This is a genomic window from Fortiea sp. LEGE XX443, from assembly GCF_015206815.1.
Classification (GTDB): Bacteria; Cyanobacteriota; Cyanobacteriia; order Cyanobacteriales; family Nostocaceae; genus Nostoc_B.
The window spans coordinates 103,659-121,309 of record NZ_JADEXZ010000004.1; the positions used below are offsets into that span (position 1 = coordinate 103,659).

Below are 17,651 nucleotides of genomic sequence, written 5' to 3' on the forward strand. Positions count from 1 at the left end.
AGTAAAGAAAGATATTGATTTTTTGACTATTGACAAATGACAAATGACTACTCAATTAATACCTTAAAAAAAGGACTAATTGTATCGTGCCAAGCGCCTGTTAGTTCACCTCTGAATGAACCAATAATTATTGCTGCAATGGCTCAGGCTGCTGTTAATAATGGTGCCGTTGGTGTACGGATAGATACGCCACTTCATATCAGCGCAGTGCGAGAGCGAGTAAAAGTTCCGATTATTGGTTTATGGAAGCAAATCATTCCTGGATATGATGTATACATTACACCACAGTTTCATCATGCGGCTGCTGTCGCTCAAGCTGGAGCCAATATAATTGCGATCGATGCGACGACTAGGCATCGTCCAGGTAATGAGACAGTGGTAGAGATAATTAGCCGAATTCATCATGAATTAGGTAAGCCAGTCATGGCTGATGTGGATACAATTGAGGCGGCAAAAGCAGCCGCGATCGCAGGTGCAGATATTGTGGGGACAACTCTTTACGGCTATACGGCCAAAACTAATAATGACTCTCCGCCTAGTTGGGAACTTCTGACGCAAATGGTTCAGGAATTAGATAGTCCTGTGATTTGTGAAGGTGGTGTTTCTTCACCACAAATGGCGCGTCATGCTTTAGATTTGGGTGCTTATGCTGTCGTAGTTGGGAATGCCATCACTGGTATTGATTTGCAAGTGAAGAACTATCGACGAGCAATGCAAAATCAAGCGTAATGCTGAATACTATTTCACGAGTTCCTAATATAAATTAAGGCATTGCTGAATCAAAGAATGAATCAATTTATGCAGGTACAATGTGATACTTCAAATAATAAAGTAATAATTTAACTGAGTATGTCAGCATTTCTTCTGTCCTGGAATAGCATAAAGTTTTTCGATGAAGGCGTGCAAGATATAGTAGTATGATAGCGAAGCGTTAGCGAGTCCGCGAGCGTCTGCACTCCTTTAACTCGTTCAATCCCACGAAAACCTATGCCGTTAAGGTACATTTTTAAGCATTCTTGTTTCACTTCATCAGAATATCCTTTCAGCGGCTCATAAAAGTCAATAAATTGGAGATCGCATTTGGCACAAATGTGATTTTGTTTACCTTTTCACTTTCCGTTCTTAAGAATTTCCGTAGCTCCGCAGTATGGACATTGCACAGTAGATGATCTCAATTCATCCCTCTCCTAAGAAACCATCTCTGTAACGCCAGAATTAGAATGGTAATTTATTAATGTTATGAGTACCTCACAGACAGTCCAACAATTACAAGCAGAATTAATCACACCGGAAAATTTTCGGCGTTATGGACAGGTGATTTTTGGCAGTTCAGATGGTAAGGCTTTTGATACAGAAGATGCTCAATTAAATTTGCAAAATGGTACTCCGCGATTTTATATTATGCGTCTAGAAAAGCGCGGACGCAAATTTAATAAAATTACTCGTCATGTACAATGTACTCAATGTTTAGGTTCTTTAGAAGGTAAGGATTGGTTCATAGCAGTGTGTCCTCCCCATAATGAATTGGATGAACCAGTTTTAGAAGAACTTGCGGCTTTCCGTATTCCTGGGAATTGTTTTATTAAATTAAATGAGGGAACTTGGCACGCCGGGCCTTATTTTGATCATGAAGTTGTCGATTTTTATAATTTAGAACTAGCTGATACAAACGTGGTAGATCATTTCACCCATGATTTTCGCCAAAGTCATCAGTTAGACTTTGAGATGGTGTAAGTGATTCATATGCGGTTAATTAAACACATCTCACTTTCTTATCTATGCTTGAGATGGATTGATGCACTTGAGGCGATCGCAACCAAAATTTTGAGTCATCATTGCAGATAGTTGTTGGCAAGCTTGACTATCAAGGTTTAATTTTTGCTTGATTTGCTCAGAAGTCTTGCCCTGTGCTATCTCAGTTGCCATTTGCTGAAACTGCATCCAAGTTAAATCACTATTAACAAATGCGCTGGCGAGAGTAATCACCAATTCTTCATAATCATTATCTTCCAGTTTGGTCATCATCCGATGTTCAATGTGCAGCGAATCATCAAAGCAGTAATACCAAGATTTTGGTTGCTGCCGGAGGATCATTTTAAACAAATCTTGCTGTTTAGTGCGGTTAACAGCGCGATCGCCTTCACTACACACCATTAACACAGGTGCAGAAACTCTCCTTTGAGCCTGTTCTAAAATCTTCTCTCCCAATTCCAGAAATATCCGTAATGCTGGAATCCGAAAACCTTTATAGCCAAAATTACCAGGTGCATCTTTGTTGAACCATTCAAAGTAAATTGGCAAAGTTTTCATCAACCAATCAAATAATATATGACGACTGCCCAAAAAAGGCGTGAACAACAAAGCTTGTTCAATTTGCTGGGGATGTTCTAACGCTAACCAAGCAGCTAAGGTTCCACCCGTTGATAAACCACCGACTACGACTTTTTCACCTAATGTTTTAGCAACTTGCAACCATTCCAGCACAAATTGTTGATAAGTCTGAATGTCTGTTGGTAGTGGTGGTGGAGTTTGGCGGTTCCAGTCACCTGCAAGTCCATGACCAGGTTGTAGCGGAATCAGAACGTTGTACCCTTGATTGAAGAGAGCTTTGCCAAGCGGCTCAAATTGGTAAGAGGCTGCTGTGAAACCATGCAAGAAGAGACAAACTTTTGATGTGAGGTAGGGATGAACCAAGAATTTTGAACTACAAGCTGCATTCTTAAGTCCAGATTTGGACTCTGATTGATGAACTAGTTCAAGAAAATCTGCCGTCTTTTGGATGCTCACTGTCATTTGGTTATTTGTCTTACTTCTGCATCTATCCGTAATATTGTCTTAAATTGTTCAGCCTCCCAAATCTGGCAGATGATATATTCAAGACTTATGTCAATCAATACCTTCGCCAAAATACAAGGAGCCGTTACGTACCTGCTTTTTTAACATCAGGCTGTCTTGTTTCTTCAGAAAATATACTCTACTTTGCGCTGAAAAACAGATTACATATAGCAATTTTGTACGGTTCTTATACTCTATTTACGGCATATTCACGGCTCAATACGGTTTGATGCAGCTAGGCGAATATTTAGTTGGGAGACAGTAAAGAGAATACAGAGGTAAAAATTTTGGCTAAATAAGTATATAAAAAAAGGAGCATAGTTGCTCCTTTACTTATTTGTTGAGTTGTGAACTGGAGTTTTAACCTGATACTTTTTTTAACTTGCGTTGCGTAGCAACGATTCCAGCAACACCCAACATACCAAGTACTACCGAAGGTTCTGGTACTGAAGTTGAAGTTTTAATTTCTACGGGTACGCCTTGGATTTTCAGTTCATAGTTACCATTGTGAGACTTGCCATCATCCGCTGCAACTAAACCAGATGCAGTTGCTTGATAACTGTAAAGGATTTGATCTGGCCCACCATTATAGGAAACTTTGACAAGTTCGCTGACTTGTAATGGATTATTTGGTTTGGGTGTCAATCCTAAAAGGGCTGCTGCATCATAGTGGCCTGCTAAACCAATTTTGATTTCACCAGTGGTATCATTTTGGTTGACGTAGGAAATGTTAGGGTCGCTGAAGCGTTGAAATCCACCTGCGAGTAGAAACTGGTTAAAGAGTGTCTGGTTAGCTGTCATACCGTAAGTGGATAAAGTTGTGCTAAACCACTGGGTTGCCAAGTTAGATGAATTATAAAGCCCACCAATTGCTGTGTTCAAAGCAAATGCACGAGCATTTGCATTTACGATGGTCAAGGCGCTGCTAATTGATGTGCTGATGCTGCTGGCAGATCCACCAAACCAGTCAGTAGCTGTTAAGCTGCTCAAAGAGATTTGTTTGCCATTAAGTTCACCGCTCAAAGTTGTAACTTGGCTGTAATCTAAGAAACTTTTCAGTGCTGTAAAGGTAGTTGCAGCTGAGGTTGGGGAGAGGGGAGATTTTTCGCTACTAGCAAATAGCTCAACGTTACCAGTGGGGCTGTTGCTGTCACCAGTTAAAATGGTCGATAAATCAGCACCTGCATCTACGAATGTATTTGTTCCGTTGGCATTGTACTTGGTGTAATCATTACCAGTTATAGTGACATTGGTCATGGTTCCAGCTTGTACTGGGGCAGAGGCGATCGCACTCACGCCGATAGCCATTGAAGCGCCAATTACAAGTGTTTGGAAAGTTCTTTTCATTTATTGTCTCCGCCAGTTTTGAGGTAATTTTATATACTGTCTTTGTTTCTGGAATTGGGTTAGCCTGACTACAGGCTTTGGCTTTTTAGAAATATTGCTGGTAAAAATAATAACCAGCGTTTAGCCACGTTTAGTAGTTACGCACACCAATCCAGTTTAGGAAACTGGGAGACTTGATTGGGTAAAGCTGTCGTAGATTCTGAATAAAAAGATGACTAATATTTTGCTGTTTTTTTAAGTAGTTTTACTAAAAGATCAATTTTACAGATGTTGTTAATATTACAACTCATTGAATATGACTTTTTGGACTGAGCTTTTTTCGTCTGGCGCTGGATGCCAAACCAGCTTGCGATCGCTATCAATCCTAGCATTACTGAAGGTTCTGGCACTTTGCGCTTCTGGGGCGAGGCACTACTAAGATTTGTCCACTTATTACTGTATGGATGAATGTAAGTTGAAAGTGGCGCAGCACTTACAGTGGAGGTTTGTTCAGGAATAAAGCTAGGGCTGTAGTAATGATTTGTGCTGTCAATTGTTTCCTCAGTGGCTTCAGGCTTTGAATTCATCACTTCTATGTTACGGGCGGCGCGTAGCAGCAAATCATTTTCTGTCGAGTTCGATGTATCTGTAGCTTGAGGTGAGTTATTTCGTAATGAAGTGTTGCTGAACGCCCAAAGAGGATGCTGTCCCAAAACGCTAATCACTGCGAAAGACGTAGCATAAATGCTGATTTTTACAATACTACTCACCATGAACCTGTATTGATTACTTCTGAATATACTGTCACCGATAAATTTTAGAATCTCGGTTACTTTTCAGTATTTTCTCTGTAGTTTATCGTAAAAAACTCTGGCGCAGGTAGCAATCGATAAAATTTTTGTAACGTTAAAATAAAGACTTCATAAATTACGTTGGTACAGCGTTCTAGAGATTACAGGTTAGTAAAACTTTTACCTTCCTGTGCTAGAGAAACTCGGCAATTTTTTCAACAGCAGTTTCTAACAAATGTGGCTCATGCACTAAAGCAAAACGGACATATCCTTCGCCAGATTTACCAAAACCAGCGCCAGGAGAAGCGGCTACACCAGTTTTTTTAACTAACTGAGTACAAAATTCTACAGAATTTTGTTGCCAAGGAGAAGGTAATTTAGCCCAAATATACATTGTGGCTTGAGGGATAGGAACTTGCCAACCAATGCGGTGTAGAGCGTTGACGAAAGCATCACGCCGTTGGCGGAAGGTAGCGACTGTATTTGTGACTCCTGCTTGTGAGCCAGTGAGGGCAGCGATCGCTCCGTGCAGAATTCCCCGATACTGATTAAAATCTACTGCGGCTTTGATTTGGCGTAAAGCTTTGATTAACTCAGCATTGCCAATGGCATACCCAATGCGGAAGCCGCCCATGTTGTAAGACTTAGAAAGAGTGAAAAATTCAATGGAGACGCTTTTTTCTGGATCAGCTTGCAGAATTGACGGTACTAAAGAGTGAGACTGGGAAAAACTATTCCCGACTCCCCTAGTTTCCTCAAATACTAAATCTACATAGGGGAAATCGTGAACTAAGACAATATTGTGTTGCTGACAAAAAGCCACAGCTTCTTGGAAAAAAGATAAAGGAGCGATCGCTGCCGTGGGATTATGCGGATAGCTCAATACCATCATCCGCGACTGGGCCACAACAGCGGCAGGAATATCAGCAAATACTGGTAAAAAACCGTTTTCTGCGAGTAATGGCATGGGGTAGATTTGTCCACTGGCTAAGTAGACTCCCCCTGCATGAGATGGATAACCAGGATCAAGTAATAAGGCAAAATCACCAGGATTTAATAGTGCTAGAGGTAAGTGAGCAGTACCTTCCTGGGAACCAATTAGAGGTAGCACCTCTGTTTCTGAATTTACTTTGATGCCAAATTTTTGCTCATAACAGTCAGCCGCCGCTTGGCGAAATGCTTGTGTGCCGTAGAATAACAAATAACCGTGGGTACTACGATCATAAAGAGATTTTGCGATCGCCTCAAGGACGTGCGCCTCTGTGGGCAAATCAGATGAACCCAGTGACAAATCAATTAACTGTCGCCCTGCGGCTAAAGCAGAGGCTTTAGCTCTATCCATATCAGCAAACACGTTAGATTGCAGGGGTTGTAAACGCTGTGCAAATTGCATGTTGGTAAATGGTCAATGGTCAATAGCCAATAGTCAACAGTCAATACTATCGACTATTGACTATTGACTAATTTTTATTTAAATGAGTATCTAGCAGACTGAGTAACTTATCTTTACTAATAACTCCCTCAGTTGATTCTAATAATTTTCCCTCTTGAATTAGCCTTAAAGCTGGCACACCTTCTACCCCGTACTGTTTGACAGAAACTGGGTTGGGGTCAACTTCCATTTTGACAACTTTTAGGCGATCGCTGTACTGATTAGCAGCTAGATTAATCATTGGCGACATCAATTGACACGGGCCACACCAAGAAGCCCAAAAGTAAACTAATACAGGCTGCTCAGATTTCAACACTTCGGTTTCAAACTCAGCATCAGTGATGGTGATTACACCCTTACTCATGGCAGTCTCCATTAGTTGACATCAATACTTGGCACAAAAAATACTTTATCCCAAAGTCGTCAATAGACCATAGTTTATAGTCCATAGAGATTTTTGATTGTTTCCATGAAAGCGCAGGGAAAGTCAGTACTTATCCAATGACGACTGATGATGCAAAATCCCACAACCAACAGGTGTGGGACTAGCTCAAATCAGTATCCAACAAATTTTACATTTGATCTAGTTGCTTGCGTAAAGATTCCAACTCAGCATCAACCACTTCATTGGATTGCGGAGGGGTTGTTTGGGAAGGAGTGGTTTGCTCTGGTGGTAGTAAGTTCTGATTGGCTGGAGTTGCGGGTGGTAGTAATGATGCCTTTAAAGCAGCCAATTCATCATCTACGTCGCTTCCGGCTTCTAGCTTGGCAAATTGGCTTTCTAAATCTGCACCAGCTAATTCGGCTGCTGACTGGGCGCGGGCTTCTTGCATCAGGACTTTTTCTTCCATCCGCTCGAAAGCAGCCATTGCACTGCTGCTATTCATTCCCCGCACCATACCTTCAAGTTGCTCTTGAGCTTTGGCGGTAGTAATCCGCGCCTTGAGCATTTCTTTTTTGGTTTTGGCTTCAGAAATTTTGCTTTCTAGCTGAATTAAGTTGCGCTTGAGGGTTTCAACCTGAGTACTTTGCTGATCTAAGCTAGTTTTGAGGGCTGTGCCGGTTTCAGTGAAGGTTTTTTTGCGTTCTAGGGCTTGGCGTGCTAGATTTTCATCACCTTTTTGCAGTGCCAGTTGGGCGTTACGCTGCCATTTATTGATTTCATTTTGGGCATCATTGTACTGTTTTTCAGTACGTTTTTGGGCGGCGATCGCTTGCGCTACACCCTGGCGCAACTGTACCAAGTCTTCCTGCATTTCCAGGATGGCTTGCTCTAGCATTTTTTCTGGATCTTCAGCTTTATTTACCAAGTCGTTGATATTTGCACTGACTACTCGCTTAATGCGATCAAATAATCCCATAATTTTGTTTTTCCTTTTGCAGTCTAGGTACTTGGTTGGACGGTTAAGGTTTTTACTATTTAATAGTTTCTTATTTCAATGTAATCTTTCCGGCTTGGTTCGGTACGTCCCGACACCTATTAATTGTTAAGATAAACCCTGGCTGTAGCAATTGACCAGTTTTTAAGGCTCTTGAGCTTTAGGTAATTGCTGTGGCGGTGTGTTTTCTGATTCATGTAGCACCTGGGTTTTCATGGCTGCCAATTCCGTATCAATATCGTTGGCAGATTCTAGGGAGGCAAATTGTTTTTGCAAGTCATCACTGTCTAATTGGGCTATGGCTTCTGACTTTGCTTCTATTTGGAAAACCTTTTCTTCCATCCGCTCAAAAGCATTGAGACTGCTGGTAGCCGAGACTCCACTGAGCATTTCCTGGAGTCGAGAAGATGCTTCCGCAGAACGAGCGCGGGCAATATACATATCTTTTTTGGTTTTGGCTTCAGAAATCTTCACTTCTAGCGATCGCATATCCTTCTTTAATCGCTCTACAATTTCAGTTTGTTGCCCTATTTGATTGGAGAGGGATGTAGCGGTTTCTTGGTAGGCGCGACGCTTGGTAAGAGCTTCCCTTGCTAAAAGTTCATTGCCTTGTTGCAGGGCCAATTGGGCGCGGCGATACCAATCTTCAGCCGTAGAGTTGGCCGCAATTGCCTGACGTTCGGTGCGTTTTTGGGTAGCGATGGCTTGTGCTACTCCCTGTCGCAATCGCACCAAATTATCTTGCATTTCTGTGACGGCTTGTTCCAAAATTTTTTCTGGATCTTCTGCACTGCCTATCAAACTATTGAGGTTAGCAAGAATCACCCGCAGGATACGCTTGATTAATTCCATGTCGGCTCTCCATTCATGTGTTGCCAGTCAACAGGCAGAGCATTTTGTAGATGTTTTCCTCATCCTATCGTAAATTTTTGTCACTCATGGCTGCTGCACTCGCGCTTTAATTCCTTGGGCTTGTAGTTCTTGTAATCTTTTTTGAACTTGCTCTTGGGTTTTTAAAGCACCGAGATAAATAAGTTTTTTGTTGGGCGATAAATAAGCATCGGGAACTACTTGCCGTATAGCAACAACAGAGCGATCGCCCTCATTATCCATCACGACATGATAGAACCCATCTGCTGCTGGTTTGATTTGGGCGTTTACCTGTGGTGGAGTGATGGTTGGCACAGGTGAAGGTTGTACTGTAGCGATAGGCGGTTGTACTGGCTGCACTTCTGGTAATCGGTTAATAACTGGCGGCGTGATTGGTGTGGGAATTACCACAGGCGGATTCACAGGTGCGATCGCAGTTGAGGGAATTTTTGGTTGTAAGCCAACTATATCGTTAGGATTTTTAAGTTCTGGAAACTCTTTAGCAGCCAAATTTGGATACTTGGGTATAGGTGTAAGTTCAGTCTGGATTGGGGGTTGAGGCGGGTTTTCCTCTACCTGAGTCTGAGTTCTATCGGCACTAGAAGCGGAATTGCTGTTGAATATTTTATCTAGACTCAACTGCGGCAAGCTTTTAGGATTAAATACTATGTAACCCAAGGTTAGACTAGCCAACAACAACAACAACATGGAGCCAATACCTAAAGGTGATAGCAGACTATCATTAGAATTACTGGGTGGCTTTGTTTGTTGTTGTTCATCTGTCAAACTCCGAAGCAATGCTTCGCTTGATTCTAGGTAATCTTCTGGCTGGCTAGGGGTTTCCTTTGCCGACATCAGATTTTCACTTTGAGCAGCGTTAGCAACCGCAGGCACTATACTGCTAGTAGAATTTGACGATGGTAAAGGAATTTGTGTTTGGCTCGAATCGGTAGAAGATGGCTGTTGAGGCTTTTGTTCTGCCTCTGTCTTGGCCGCTGATTTTTCTAGAGGCGCTTCTGTTACTGGTGCAGGCGGTATACTGGTTTCTACTTCTATTATCGGTAGTTGAATTTTACCTGCCAATGCAGTTATTTCTGTTACTGCCTGAGGTTGAGTGCTAATATATGCTGCCCGTGGCTGATAAGCTGTCTTTGATGCTATACGTGAGCGACGATATCTAGCCAACTCTTGATCTAGCTGCACTTCCAAACTGGCCAAGGCGGCGGCTAGTGCTGGCTTCAACCCAGGTGTTTTAGATAATTGAATACCGGAATCTATGGGTGAGTTTTGACTCATTGCCTGTCTGCCTCTAACCTAGAGTGTTGGATTAACTTTAGATAATTTGTGCTAATACTAGCGAAAATTTTCGCATCACTATCAACTTTCTTGAAATATCTTGAATTTCAGCACTTAGAATAAGGATGTCTTTGAAATCAATCAATGATATTTTAGGCGTTCTGGAACAGCAAGCCAGATGGCAAGAGCAACCATTTCAAAAGGTGCTTCAATTTTGGGCAGAAGTGGTAGGTGCCGTGGTAATTAACCATACCCAACCGTTGGTGATTCAGCGTGATGTTTTGCGCGTGGCGACTTCTAGCGCTGCTTGGGCGCAGAATCTGGCTTTTAAACGCCAAATTATACTTTTACAGTTAAATGAAAAATTGCCTAAGCCTTTGGTAGATATTCGGTTCTCTACAGCTGGTTGGCAGCGTCCGTCAGCAAAACCACAACAACAACTCACAGGTTTGCCCCAGGAACATCCTAGTTATTTAGGGAATTTGAGTAATATTCGCCGTGATGAGCCGCCTGTACTGGAAAATGCCCAGACTGCGTTTGGCCAATGGGCTGAAAAGATGCAGGTGCGATCGCATGGTTTACCTCTTTGTCCCCAATGTCAATCTCCTACTCCTCCCGGTGAACTCCAGCGCTGGCAAGTGTGTGCTATTTGTGCTTCTAAGCAGTTTTAAACAGTCAATCCATCTACTGGGAAATACTTAAGAAATCTGGAGTTAATTTCTAGCTGTTCAAGAAAAAGTTAGAAATTAATAATTAGGGTTTTGAGTTGAGATTTACCCAAATAACTAAAGATTTAGCTGAAAACTGCGGCCAGCCAATTCTGTTGATCTAGAAAGGATTTTAGGTGCTTTCTATGTTCAAAATTGTCTCAAGCCTCAGTAGTAATCTGTCAAAAACTAATTGACGGATTGAAGCTAACACAGGGACACAGATAATTTTTAACTCTGGAAAGTTAACTTGCCAGACAACGTATTTATCGAGACACACAACCCAGATTCCTCAAGTTACTGGATACTGAATCTAGTAAACAGTATTTCTTAGCCAATAAATTTTTACTGTTGATATCTCAGTAATACTTGTGTAAATTTATATTTAAATGGCTACAATATATACACTATTTTATCGTTGATTAGCTATATATAAGCTTGGTTTAGGCGCAAAAGTAAACCAAATTTAAATCTAAAGCTTGACTTTTAGCATTGATCCCTAGCTATTTTTAGCCAAAAATTAATAGGTAGCTACTTTCGTAATCATTTAAAAATATAACGAGATTATAAAAACATCCTGAAGTTTATTTTGATGCTGGGATCGCTAGAACCTAGAGTAAATAATAATTTGTTGGCAATTTCCGTATTTATATCTAAGCGCAAAATATAAACATGTAAATCAGCCCTGAACAGCACTAAAGATGAACTCAAATGAAACCGAGCAAATTTTTGACATCTGCCTGTAGATATTGTCGTCATTACAAGCCAGAAGGTCGCCGTGGCGGAACATGCCAACAGTTGGGAGCGCCTGTGCAAGCCAGTTGGAAAGCTTGCTCTTTAGCGCTACCACCTTTTGCCCCTTCTTGGGAAACTTTAGAAGATTCTTGGAGTTTGCCAGATGCAACACCAGTCTTAGATACTTCCCATTCTCTAGCTTCTGTTGCCGACAATATAGCTGTTATGCCTATTGAGGAAATACCTAATTTGATTCCTGAAGAGGCTGAGACTAAGGCAGTGCTAATTTAGCCACTATCTCTTAGTAGACTCAGTTTATAGACATTTAAAAAAAATATTTCTCTTGAAAATTGCTAGTGCTGTAAACTTTGACATCTCGAAAAATCGCACCTCATACCAATTTTGGACTGTGAATTGAAAGCCTTTATCAAAAAGTGTTTCCTGACAATTCCAAACTATCCATCCTCAAATTGGTATGACTCAAAGGTGCGATTTTTGCCATGTTAAGGCAGCCAAGGGAAGGAGCGAAAATTCGGCGATCGCTTTTCTAAAAATGCCTGTTTTCCTTCAGCGCCTTCTTCTGTCATGTAGTACAGTAAAGTGGCATTTCCCGCAAGTTCTTGTAAACCAGCTTGTCCGTCACAGTCAGCGTTGAATGCTGCTTTGAGACAGCGAATTGCGATCGGGCTTTTTTGTAAAATTTCTTGCGCCCATTGCACACCTTCGTTTTCTAGTTGTTCTACTGGCACAATACAGTTAATTAAGCCCATATCTAGGGCTTCTTGGGCATTGTACTGACGGCAGAGAAACCAAATTTCTCGCGCTTTTTTTTGCCCAACACTGCGGGCAAGATAACTAGCGCCGAAACCACCATCAAAACTGCCGACTTTGGGGCCAGTTTGTCCAAAAATAGCGTTGTCAGCAGCAATGGTAAGGTCACAAATCAAGTGTAAAACGTGTCCACCACCGATCGCATATCCAGCTACTAAGGCAATCACTACTTTCGGCATGGAACGAATCAAGCGCTGTAAATCCAGCACATTTAAGCGAGGAATACCAGCATCATCTACATAACCAGCTTGTCCTCGCACACTTTGATCGCCACCAGCACAGAACGCATACTTGCCATCAGTGTGAGGGCCAGCACCCGTAAATAAAACTACTCCAATATTTGTATCTTCACGGGCATCACAAAACGCATCGTACAGTTCAAAGACAGTTTTAGGACGGAAAGCATTACGTTTGTGGGGACGGTTGATGGTAATTTTGGCAATACCATCGGTTTTATGATAAAGGATGTCTTCGTAAGTTTTGACAGATTCCCAGTTGATTTGCATGAGAATGAAATGCGCTATTGTGCTTGAGAATTTTATCGCGGACTGAGATTAGTGTCTCAAGTAAAAATTGAAAATTTAGCTTTTGGGATTAACTAGACGTTCGTCTAACCAAGCTAAAGCTGCACCAGCCGTTTCCGCCAAGATACTAATTAAACGATATGAGGTGATCGCACTAATCACCACAGCCGAGGGAAAGCGATCCTGTAAAAGTGCGATCGCTGTTGCTTCAAATACACCTAATCCCCCTGGCGCACCTGGAACCACAAGCCCCAGCAACCAAGCAAAACTAAACGCCCCGATTAACAAAGGAATTTGGCTAATATTTACAGAACTGAAGGCAAACATAGTTAAGATAAATCCCAAACTCCGTAGTCCTAAAAATCCTAATTCTCCTAATAAAGGACGTAAGGGATAGTGTTCAAGATTTACAGCCACTTTTGACTGAGTATTATTGGCAGATTTTTTATTCTTCAACCTGTACAATAGGCTAATTACTAAGTTTAAAAACCGAGGATGTACGCCACAAAGTATCACAACCAAAATCAGCAATTGCAATATTTGTAGGGCTAAATTAGTTTGAGTCGTAGCAAATTGCCCACCAAATACAACAACAATCATTAAAGCTGCTGCGGCCATCAGTAGCGGTTCTAGCAGCACACTTAAGGTAGCTGCACCAGGAGAGACATTAGCATTTTTCGTGGCAACAATTCGCCCATAGTAATGCCAAACATTCCCTGGCAGATACTTAGCGATGTTAGTTTTTAAGTAGACTTGAATGAATTGTGCAGATGGTACAGGTTGATTTAAATCGCGCAAAACCCAAGTCCAGATCCAGCCAGCCCAAGTATGTGCTAATAGAGTTACGCCTGTTGCGATCGCTAAAATTGCCCATCCTGCTGCATCAATTTTGATAGCTATAACCTCAAGCCAGTGATCTTTCAGGGCTTTACCTAAAAAAAACAGTGTCCCGCCCAAAATTAACCAGCGTAAAAATTGCTTCATCACTTTGGTCATTTATCTAGCTCAAGCACTAAGGGCTGAATATCTCAAATCTCATGTTACATCAGTTACATTCCAAAACCTTTGAAAAAGTACTCTTTCGGTTTGAGAGATTTTAAGTATTTTTTTTAACAATTTATTATAAAAACACTGAGATTGTTCTTTTTTGATATATTGATTTTTGTTCAATTAGCTTTGTTTTGTATTGCTGCTCATATATGATTTTTTTAATTTTAATATCCCCCTAAAAGGGGAATTATTTGTTATTTATTTTATTTTCTAACTAGAAACTTCATTTATCAGAATTTTCAATAAACAACAGACTTTAAAAATTTGTTCTTATCTCTCCCCAGTTAGATAAAATCGGTGAATATTCAGGCAATATAATGCGACTCAAGCCAGATGTTAAATGCATTTATAGTTATTAATGTTAAGAAGTTGTTGGTCTAAATAATAGTCAACTAAAACAAGAATTTAGCTTGCTTATCTAAATAATATTATGAGCAAAAAAACTTGTTCATGGTTGAAAAGGAGGCATTGATGAAAAACTTAACAGCTTTATTGAAAAAACTAAGGCTGCGCCAAATTATAACTGTATTTTTGGCAGGTCTATTGTTGATAGTTAGTACTGCTTGTACTCCTGGAAATGCTCAAGGTGCAAATCCCAAAAATCCTGCTGTGCAAGCTGGTGGTGCAAACAATCCTTATAAGAACGGAGGCGATAAATATACTAATTATCGGATGTCCACCGATCCAAAAGTAAACAATACAGATTCTAGAAAGTTACGCGATCAAGCTTACCTACCTTCTATCTCACTAATAGCCACAAATCCAGAATCAGAAATACTCTATCCTGGCGCAGAGACACCTACAGGCAGATTAGAAAAAGAAAAAGAATTGCCACTAATTACAAAGAAAAACTTCCAACAGCCTGAACCCGGTAATTTGATTCAAAACGAACCAGATTTAGGAACTCGTGTGCAAGAACGGCTTGAGACTGTAAAGGAACAATTTGAAGATGCTTCTAGCTTTGTACAAGATAAAGCAGATGAAGCAAGTGCTAGACCAGAATTACAAAAAAATCCGGCAGTAGGTAGATAGAATTTTTGATTTGTTATGAGACGGGAGATTAAAAACTTATCTCAAATTTTATCTCCATCAATTTTGAACTTAGTTATGCAAAATCAAGGAGTAACACGATGAAAAGAGTAATTGATTGGGTAAAAAACATTCGTCTTCTGAAAGTTTTAAGCGTTTTCTTGGCTGGGATGTTTCTTATCCTGACACAAGCTTGTAACAGACCTACTGTTGCAGGTCAACCACCACAGCCAAGCGCTCAACCACCAAATACTGAACGCTACGACCCCACCAAAGCCTACAATCTCAACACTCCTGAAGGCGGGATGAATAACTTTAGTGATGTAGATCCTAGAGCAAAAACATTTGAAAAATCTGCGAGAAGCAGAGCCGAAGATTTGAGTAGAAACGCTCAAAGAAACGTTGAAGAAAAGGGCATTGACAGTCCAGAGCAATATGCCCGTAATTATCGCCAAGGTACACCCTTGGGTGAAAGGGTAAAAAACCTAGGTGAAGATATTGGTAGTTCTGCTCAAGAAACAGTAGAAGGCGTAGTTAAAGGCACTCAGCGCGGTTTGGAAAACATCAAGGAAAACACAGGGAATACTACTCAGGGCTTGACAAAAAATGTCCAACGTGCAGGTGAAGATACTGCTAAAAGCATTCAACGACGAGCTGAAGATACAGGCGATTCCGTAAATCGTACACTCCGCAATATTGACTAAAATCTAGTTAATTTAGAGTAAAGTACAGAATCTAGGAGCCAGAATAAATTCTAAATTCTGGCTCCTGGATTTTTTTATGAATACCAACTCTGAAGAGCTAACCTTTGAATTTCGCGCCAAGGCAGATTGTGTTTTCGCGCTAATTCGGCACAGTCTTCATATTCTGGCTGTACATTGATAATGGATTTCGCTTGTGATTCTCCTTGCCATGCAACTTTGACACGCACCTTGCCATATTTTATTTCCACATGTTGAATTTCCCGTTGTAAGATGGCGCGTTGCTGGGTAGTGCGACGAATGCCTAAGGTAGTGGTTTCGCTAAATAAAACTGCTTCACAGTTGAGTAAATTGTCTGGATGACAGATGACTGTTAATAAAATACCCGGACGAGACTTTTTCATACCTATTGGTTGGGTAAAGACATCCACAGCACCAGCGGCAAATAACGCTTCAAATACATAGCCAACTGCCTGGGGATTTAAGTCATCAATTTGAGTTTCGAGTACTGATATTGTTTCTATAATCGGGCTGGTTTCTTGAGAATTTGCGACATCTGCCTGTAGGCTGGTGCTTTCACCCAGCCATAGGCGTAGTATATTGGGAATAGGAAGATTCATAGTTCCCGCTCCCAATCCCACTTGTTTAATTGTCATCGATGGCGGTGTACCAAATCCTTGGACTAATGTAGTGGCGATCGCTGCTCCTGTTGGTGTCACCAGTTCCTTTTCAATGCCGTTACTATAAACTGGACAACCCCTCATTTCCCATAATTTCAATACTGCTGGCACTGGTACTGCCATTTGACCGTGTGCAGCCCGCACCGTACCACCTCCTGTTGGAAATGCCGAGCAATATAATAAGGGAAATCCTGCGCGATCGCTATCAATTCCTAACCAATCTAGCCCCAAACAAGTACCAACAATATCCACAATCGCATCCACAGCACCCACTTCATGGAAGTGTACTTTTTCTGGTGCAATTCCATGCACAGCGCCTTCTGCTACTGCTAATTGTCGGAATACTGCTAAACTCCAAGCTTCTGCTCGTGATGGCAATCCTGCCTGAAGAATCATTTGCTCAATTACTGGCAAATGGCGGCCATGATGGTGATCATGTTCGTGGTCATGGAGATGATGCTCTACTAAATTCACATGCAGCTTAGTTGCCTGTTGACCATTTTTCTGCACAAATTCTGCCCTTAAATGGTACTCTTGGGCAATTCCTAAGCCATTCAATTTTGTAGTTAAATACTCCACAGGAACACCCAGACTCACTAAGGCTCCTAGGCACATATCACCAGAAATTCCCGTTGGGCATTGAAGATAAGCTATTTTACTCATATGGGTTAGTTAATGGTCAATGGTCAACAGTCCATAGTTATTTTCCCCCTTACTCCCTGCCCCCTGCTCCATTTCTCCAAATACCGTGTTCTATGGCAAAAATTCTCACAGTGCATCCGGACAATCCCCAAAGCCGCCGAATAGAGGAAATAAAGTCAGCGCTCTCTAATGGCGCGGTCATGCTTTACCCTACTGATACGGTCTATGCGATCGGTTGTGATTTAAATGCCAAGTCAGCGGTGGAACGAGTGAGGCAAATTAAGCAGTTAGCAAATGATAAACCATTAACATTTTTGTGTCCTTCATTGTCAAATGTAGCGACTTATGCGTTTGTCAGCGATACAGCTTATCGGTTAATGAAGCGTCTTATCCCAGGCCCTTACACGTTTTTGCTACCCGCTACTAAGTTAGTACCGCGACTAGTGCAGAATCCCAAGCGGAAAACTACAGGTATTCGCGTACCAGATCATGCCGTATGCCTAGCTTTGCTAGAAGCTTTAGGAAACCCGATTATTTCTACTTCGGCACATTTGCCGCCTAACGAGGCCGATGATGGGCAATTTGTACTAGATGCTGAACTTAGGCTATCACGAGTAGAGCTATTTGATTATCTGGATAACTTAGTAGATATGATTATAGATACTGGAGAAGAACCAACCTATGAAGTATCGACAATTTTAGACTTGACGGGAGACAAACCAATGATTATGAGACGAGGCTTAGGTTGGGAAGCAGTAGAGGCCTGGGTATAAACACTATACTTCACAAGCTGAAATCTTGGTTTCGGAAATATGTAATAAAA

The 17,651-nt window shown here is 41.3% G+C and carries 18 protein-coding genes and 1 pseudogene; 7 read left to right on the forward strand and 12 right to left on the reverse strand.

The window, feature by feature from the left end:
• Nucleotides 1–36: 36 nt before the first annotated feature.
• Nucleotides 37–729 carry an N-acetylmannosamine-6-phosphate 2-epimerase gene (locus IQ259_RS03210; RefSeq protein WP_193880722.1) on the forward strand — a complete coding sequence of 231 codons (693 nt, stop codon included), beginning with the start codon at nt 37–39 and terminating at the stop codon, nt 727–729.
• A gap of 179 nt (nt 730–908) precedes the next feature.
• Here the strand turns inward: IQ259_RS03210 and IQ259_RS03215 are convergent.
• Nucleotides 909–1,160: pseudogene (locus IQ259_RS03215) on the reverse strand (hypothetical protein); the annotation flags it as partial.
• 79 nt (nt 1,161–1,239) lie between these two features.
• Here IQ259_RS03215 and IQ259_RS03220 point away from each other — a divergent pair.
• Complete coding sequence (locus IQ259_RS03220) at nt 1,240–1,734, forward strand: ureidoglycolate lyase (RefSeq protein WP_193880725.1); 495 nt, start codon at nt 1,240–1,242, stop codon at nt 1,732–1,734.
• 42 nt (nt 1,735–1,776) lie between these two features.
• Here IQ259_RS03220 and IQ259_RS03225 read toward each other — a convergent pair whose 3' ends face one another.
• The 8 genes from IQ259_RS03225 to IQ259_RS03260 all read right to left on the reverse strand — a co-directional run bounded on the left by IQ259_RS03225 (nt 1,777) and on the right by IQ259_RS03260 (nt 9,929).
• Nucleotides 1,777–2,793, reverse strand: a complete 1,017-nt coding sequence (locus IQ259_RS03225; protein ID WP_193880729.1) for a carboxylesterase — start codon at nt 2,791–2,793, stop codon at nt 1,777–1,779.
• A gap of 402 nt (nt 2,794–3,195) precedes the next feature.
• The gene (locus IQ259_RS03230; RefSeq protein ID WP_193880732.1) at nt 3,196–4,182 is read right to left on the reverse strand and encodes an NF038130 family PEP-CTERM protein; all 987 of its coding nucleotides are present in this window, start codon (nt 4,180–4,182) and stop codon (nt 3,196–3,198) included.
• A 215-nt stretch (nt 4,183–4,397) separates the two neighbouring features.
• Complete coding sequence (locus tag IQ259_RS03235; RefSeq protein WP_193880735.1) at nt 4,398–4,934, reverse strand: hypothetical protein; 537 nt, start codon at nt 4,932–4,934, stop codon at nt 4,398–4,400.
• Nucleotides 4,935–5,145: 211 nt separating this feature from the next.
• Complete coding sequence (locus IQ259_RS03240) at nt 5,146–6,345, reverse strand: LL-diaminopimelate aminotransferase (RefSeq protein ID WP_193880738.1); 1,200 nt, start codon at nt 6,343–6,345, stop codon at nt 5,146–5,148.
• A 67-nt stretch (nt 6,346–6,412) separates the two neighbouring features.
• Nucleotides 6,413–6,748: a co-chaperone YbbN gene (locus IQ259_RS03245; RefSeq protein WP_193880741.1), complete on the reverse strand. Its 336-nt coding sequence runs from the start codon at nt 6,746–6,748 to the stop codon at nt 6,413–6,415.
• Between the two features lie 208 nt (nt 6,749–6,956).
• Nucleotides 6,957–7,745: a PspA/IM30 family protein gene (locus IQ259_RS03250; RefSeq protein WP_193880744.1), complete on the reverse strand. Its 789-nt coding sequence runs from the start codon at nt 7,743–7,745 to the stop codon at nt 6,957–6,959.
• A gap of 162 nt (nt 7,746–7,907) precedes the next feature.
• Nucleotides 7,908–8,615 carry a PspA/IM30 family protein gene (locus tag IQ259_RS03255; protein ID WP_193880747.1) on the reverse strand — a complete coding sequence of 236 codons (708 nt, stop codon included), beginning with the start codon at nt 8,613–8,615 and terminating at the stop codon, nt 7,908–7,910.
• A gap of 84 nt (nt 8,616–8,699) precedes the next feature.
• Entirely contained in the window at nt 8,700–9,929 is a 1,230-nt protein-coding gene (locus IQ259_RS03260; protein WP_193880749.1) for a hypothetical protein, read from the reverse strand.
• Nucleotides 9,930–10,054: 125 nt separating this feature from the next.
• Between IQ259_RS03260 and IQ259_RS03265 the strand changes: the two genes are divergently transcribed.
• Nucleotides 10,055–10,600 (forward strand): DUF721 domain-containing protein, encoded by a 546-nt coding sequence (locus IQ259_RS03265; RefSeq protein ID WP_193880751.1) that lies wholly within the window; start codon nt 10,055–10,057, stop codon nt 10,598–10,600.
• A 747-nt stretch (nt 10,601–11,347) separates the two neighbouring features.
• Nucleotides 11,348–11,662 carry a hypothetical protein gene (locus IQ259_RS03270; protein ID WP_193880753.1) on the forward strand — a complete coding sequence of 105 codons (315 nt, stop codon included), beginning with the start codon at nt 11,348–11,350 and terminating at the stop codon, nt 11,660–11,662.
• A 212-nt stretch (nt 11,663–11,874) separates the two neighbouring features.
• Here IQ259_RS03270 and menB read toward each other — a convergent pair whose 3' ends face one another.
• Nucleotides 11,875–12,708 (reverse strand): 1,4-dihydroxy-2-naphthoyl-CoA synthase, encoded by an 834-nt coding sequence (gene menB / locus IQ259_RS03275; RefSeq protein WP_193880755.1) that lies wholly within the window; start codon nt 12,706–12,708, stop codon nt 11,875–11,877.
• A gap of 75 nt (nt 12,709–12,783) precedes the next feature.
• On the reverse strand, nt 12,784–13,722 hold the full coding sequence (locus IQ259_RS03280; RefSeq protein WP_228014339.1) for a lysylphosphatidylglycerol synthase domain-containing protein: 939 nt from the start codon (nt 13,720–13,722) through the stop codon (nt 12,784–12,786).
• Nucleotides 13,723–14,247: 525 nt separating this feature from the next.
• On the opposite strand from IQ259_RS03280, the gene IQ259_RS03285 reads away from it, so the two are divergent.
• A complete protein-coding gene (locus IQ259_RS03285; RefSeq protein WP_193880757.1) occupies nt 14,248–14,808 on the forward strand; it encodes a DUF6658 family protein in 561 nt (186 codons plus the stop codon).
• A gap of 98 nt (nt 14,809–14,906) precedes the next feature.
• Entirely contained in the window at nt 14,907–15,509 is a 603-nt protein-coding gene (locus tag IQ259_RS03290; RefSeq protein ID WP_193880759.1) for a DUF6658 family protein, read from the forward strand.
• A 74-nt stretch (nt 15,510–15,583) separates the two neighbouring features.
• Here IQ259_RS03290 and larC read toward each other — a convergent pair whose 3' ends face one another.
• A complete protein-coding gene (gene larC, locus IQ259_RS03295) occupies nt 15,584–16,849 on the reverse strand; it encodes a nickel pincer cofactor biosynthesis protein LarC (RefSeq protein ID WP_193880761.1) in 1,266 nt (421 codons plus the stop codon).
• 92 nt (nt 16,850–16,941) lie between these two features.
• Between larC and IQ259_RS03300 the strand changes: the two genes are divergently transcribed.
• Nucleotides 16,942–17,601: an L-threonylcarbamoyladenylate synthase gene (locus IQ259_RS03300; protein WP_193880763.1), complete on the forward strand. Its 660-nt coding sequence runs from the start codon at nt 16,942–16,944 to the stop codon at nt 17,599–17,601.
• Nucleotides 17,602–17,651 lie beyond the last annotated feature (50 nt).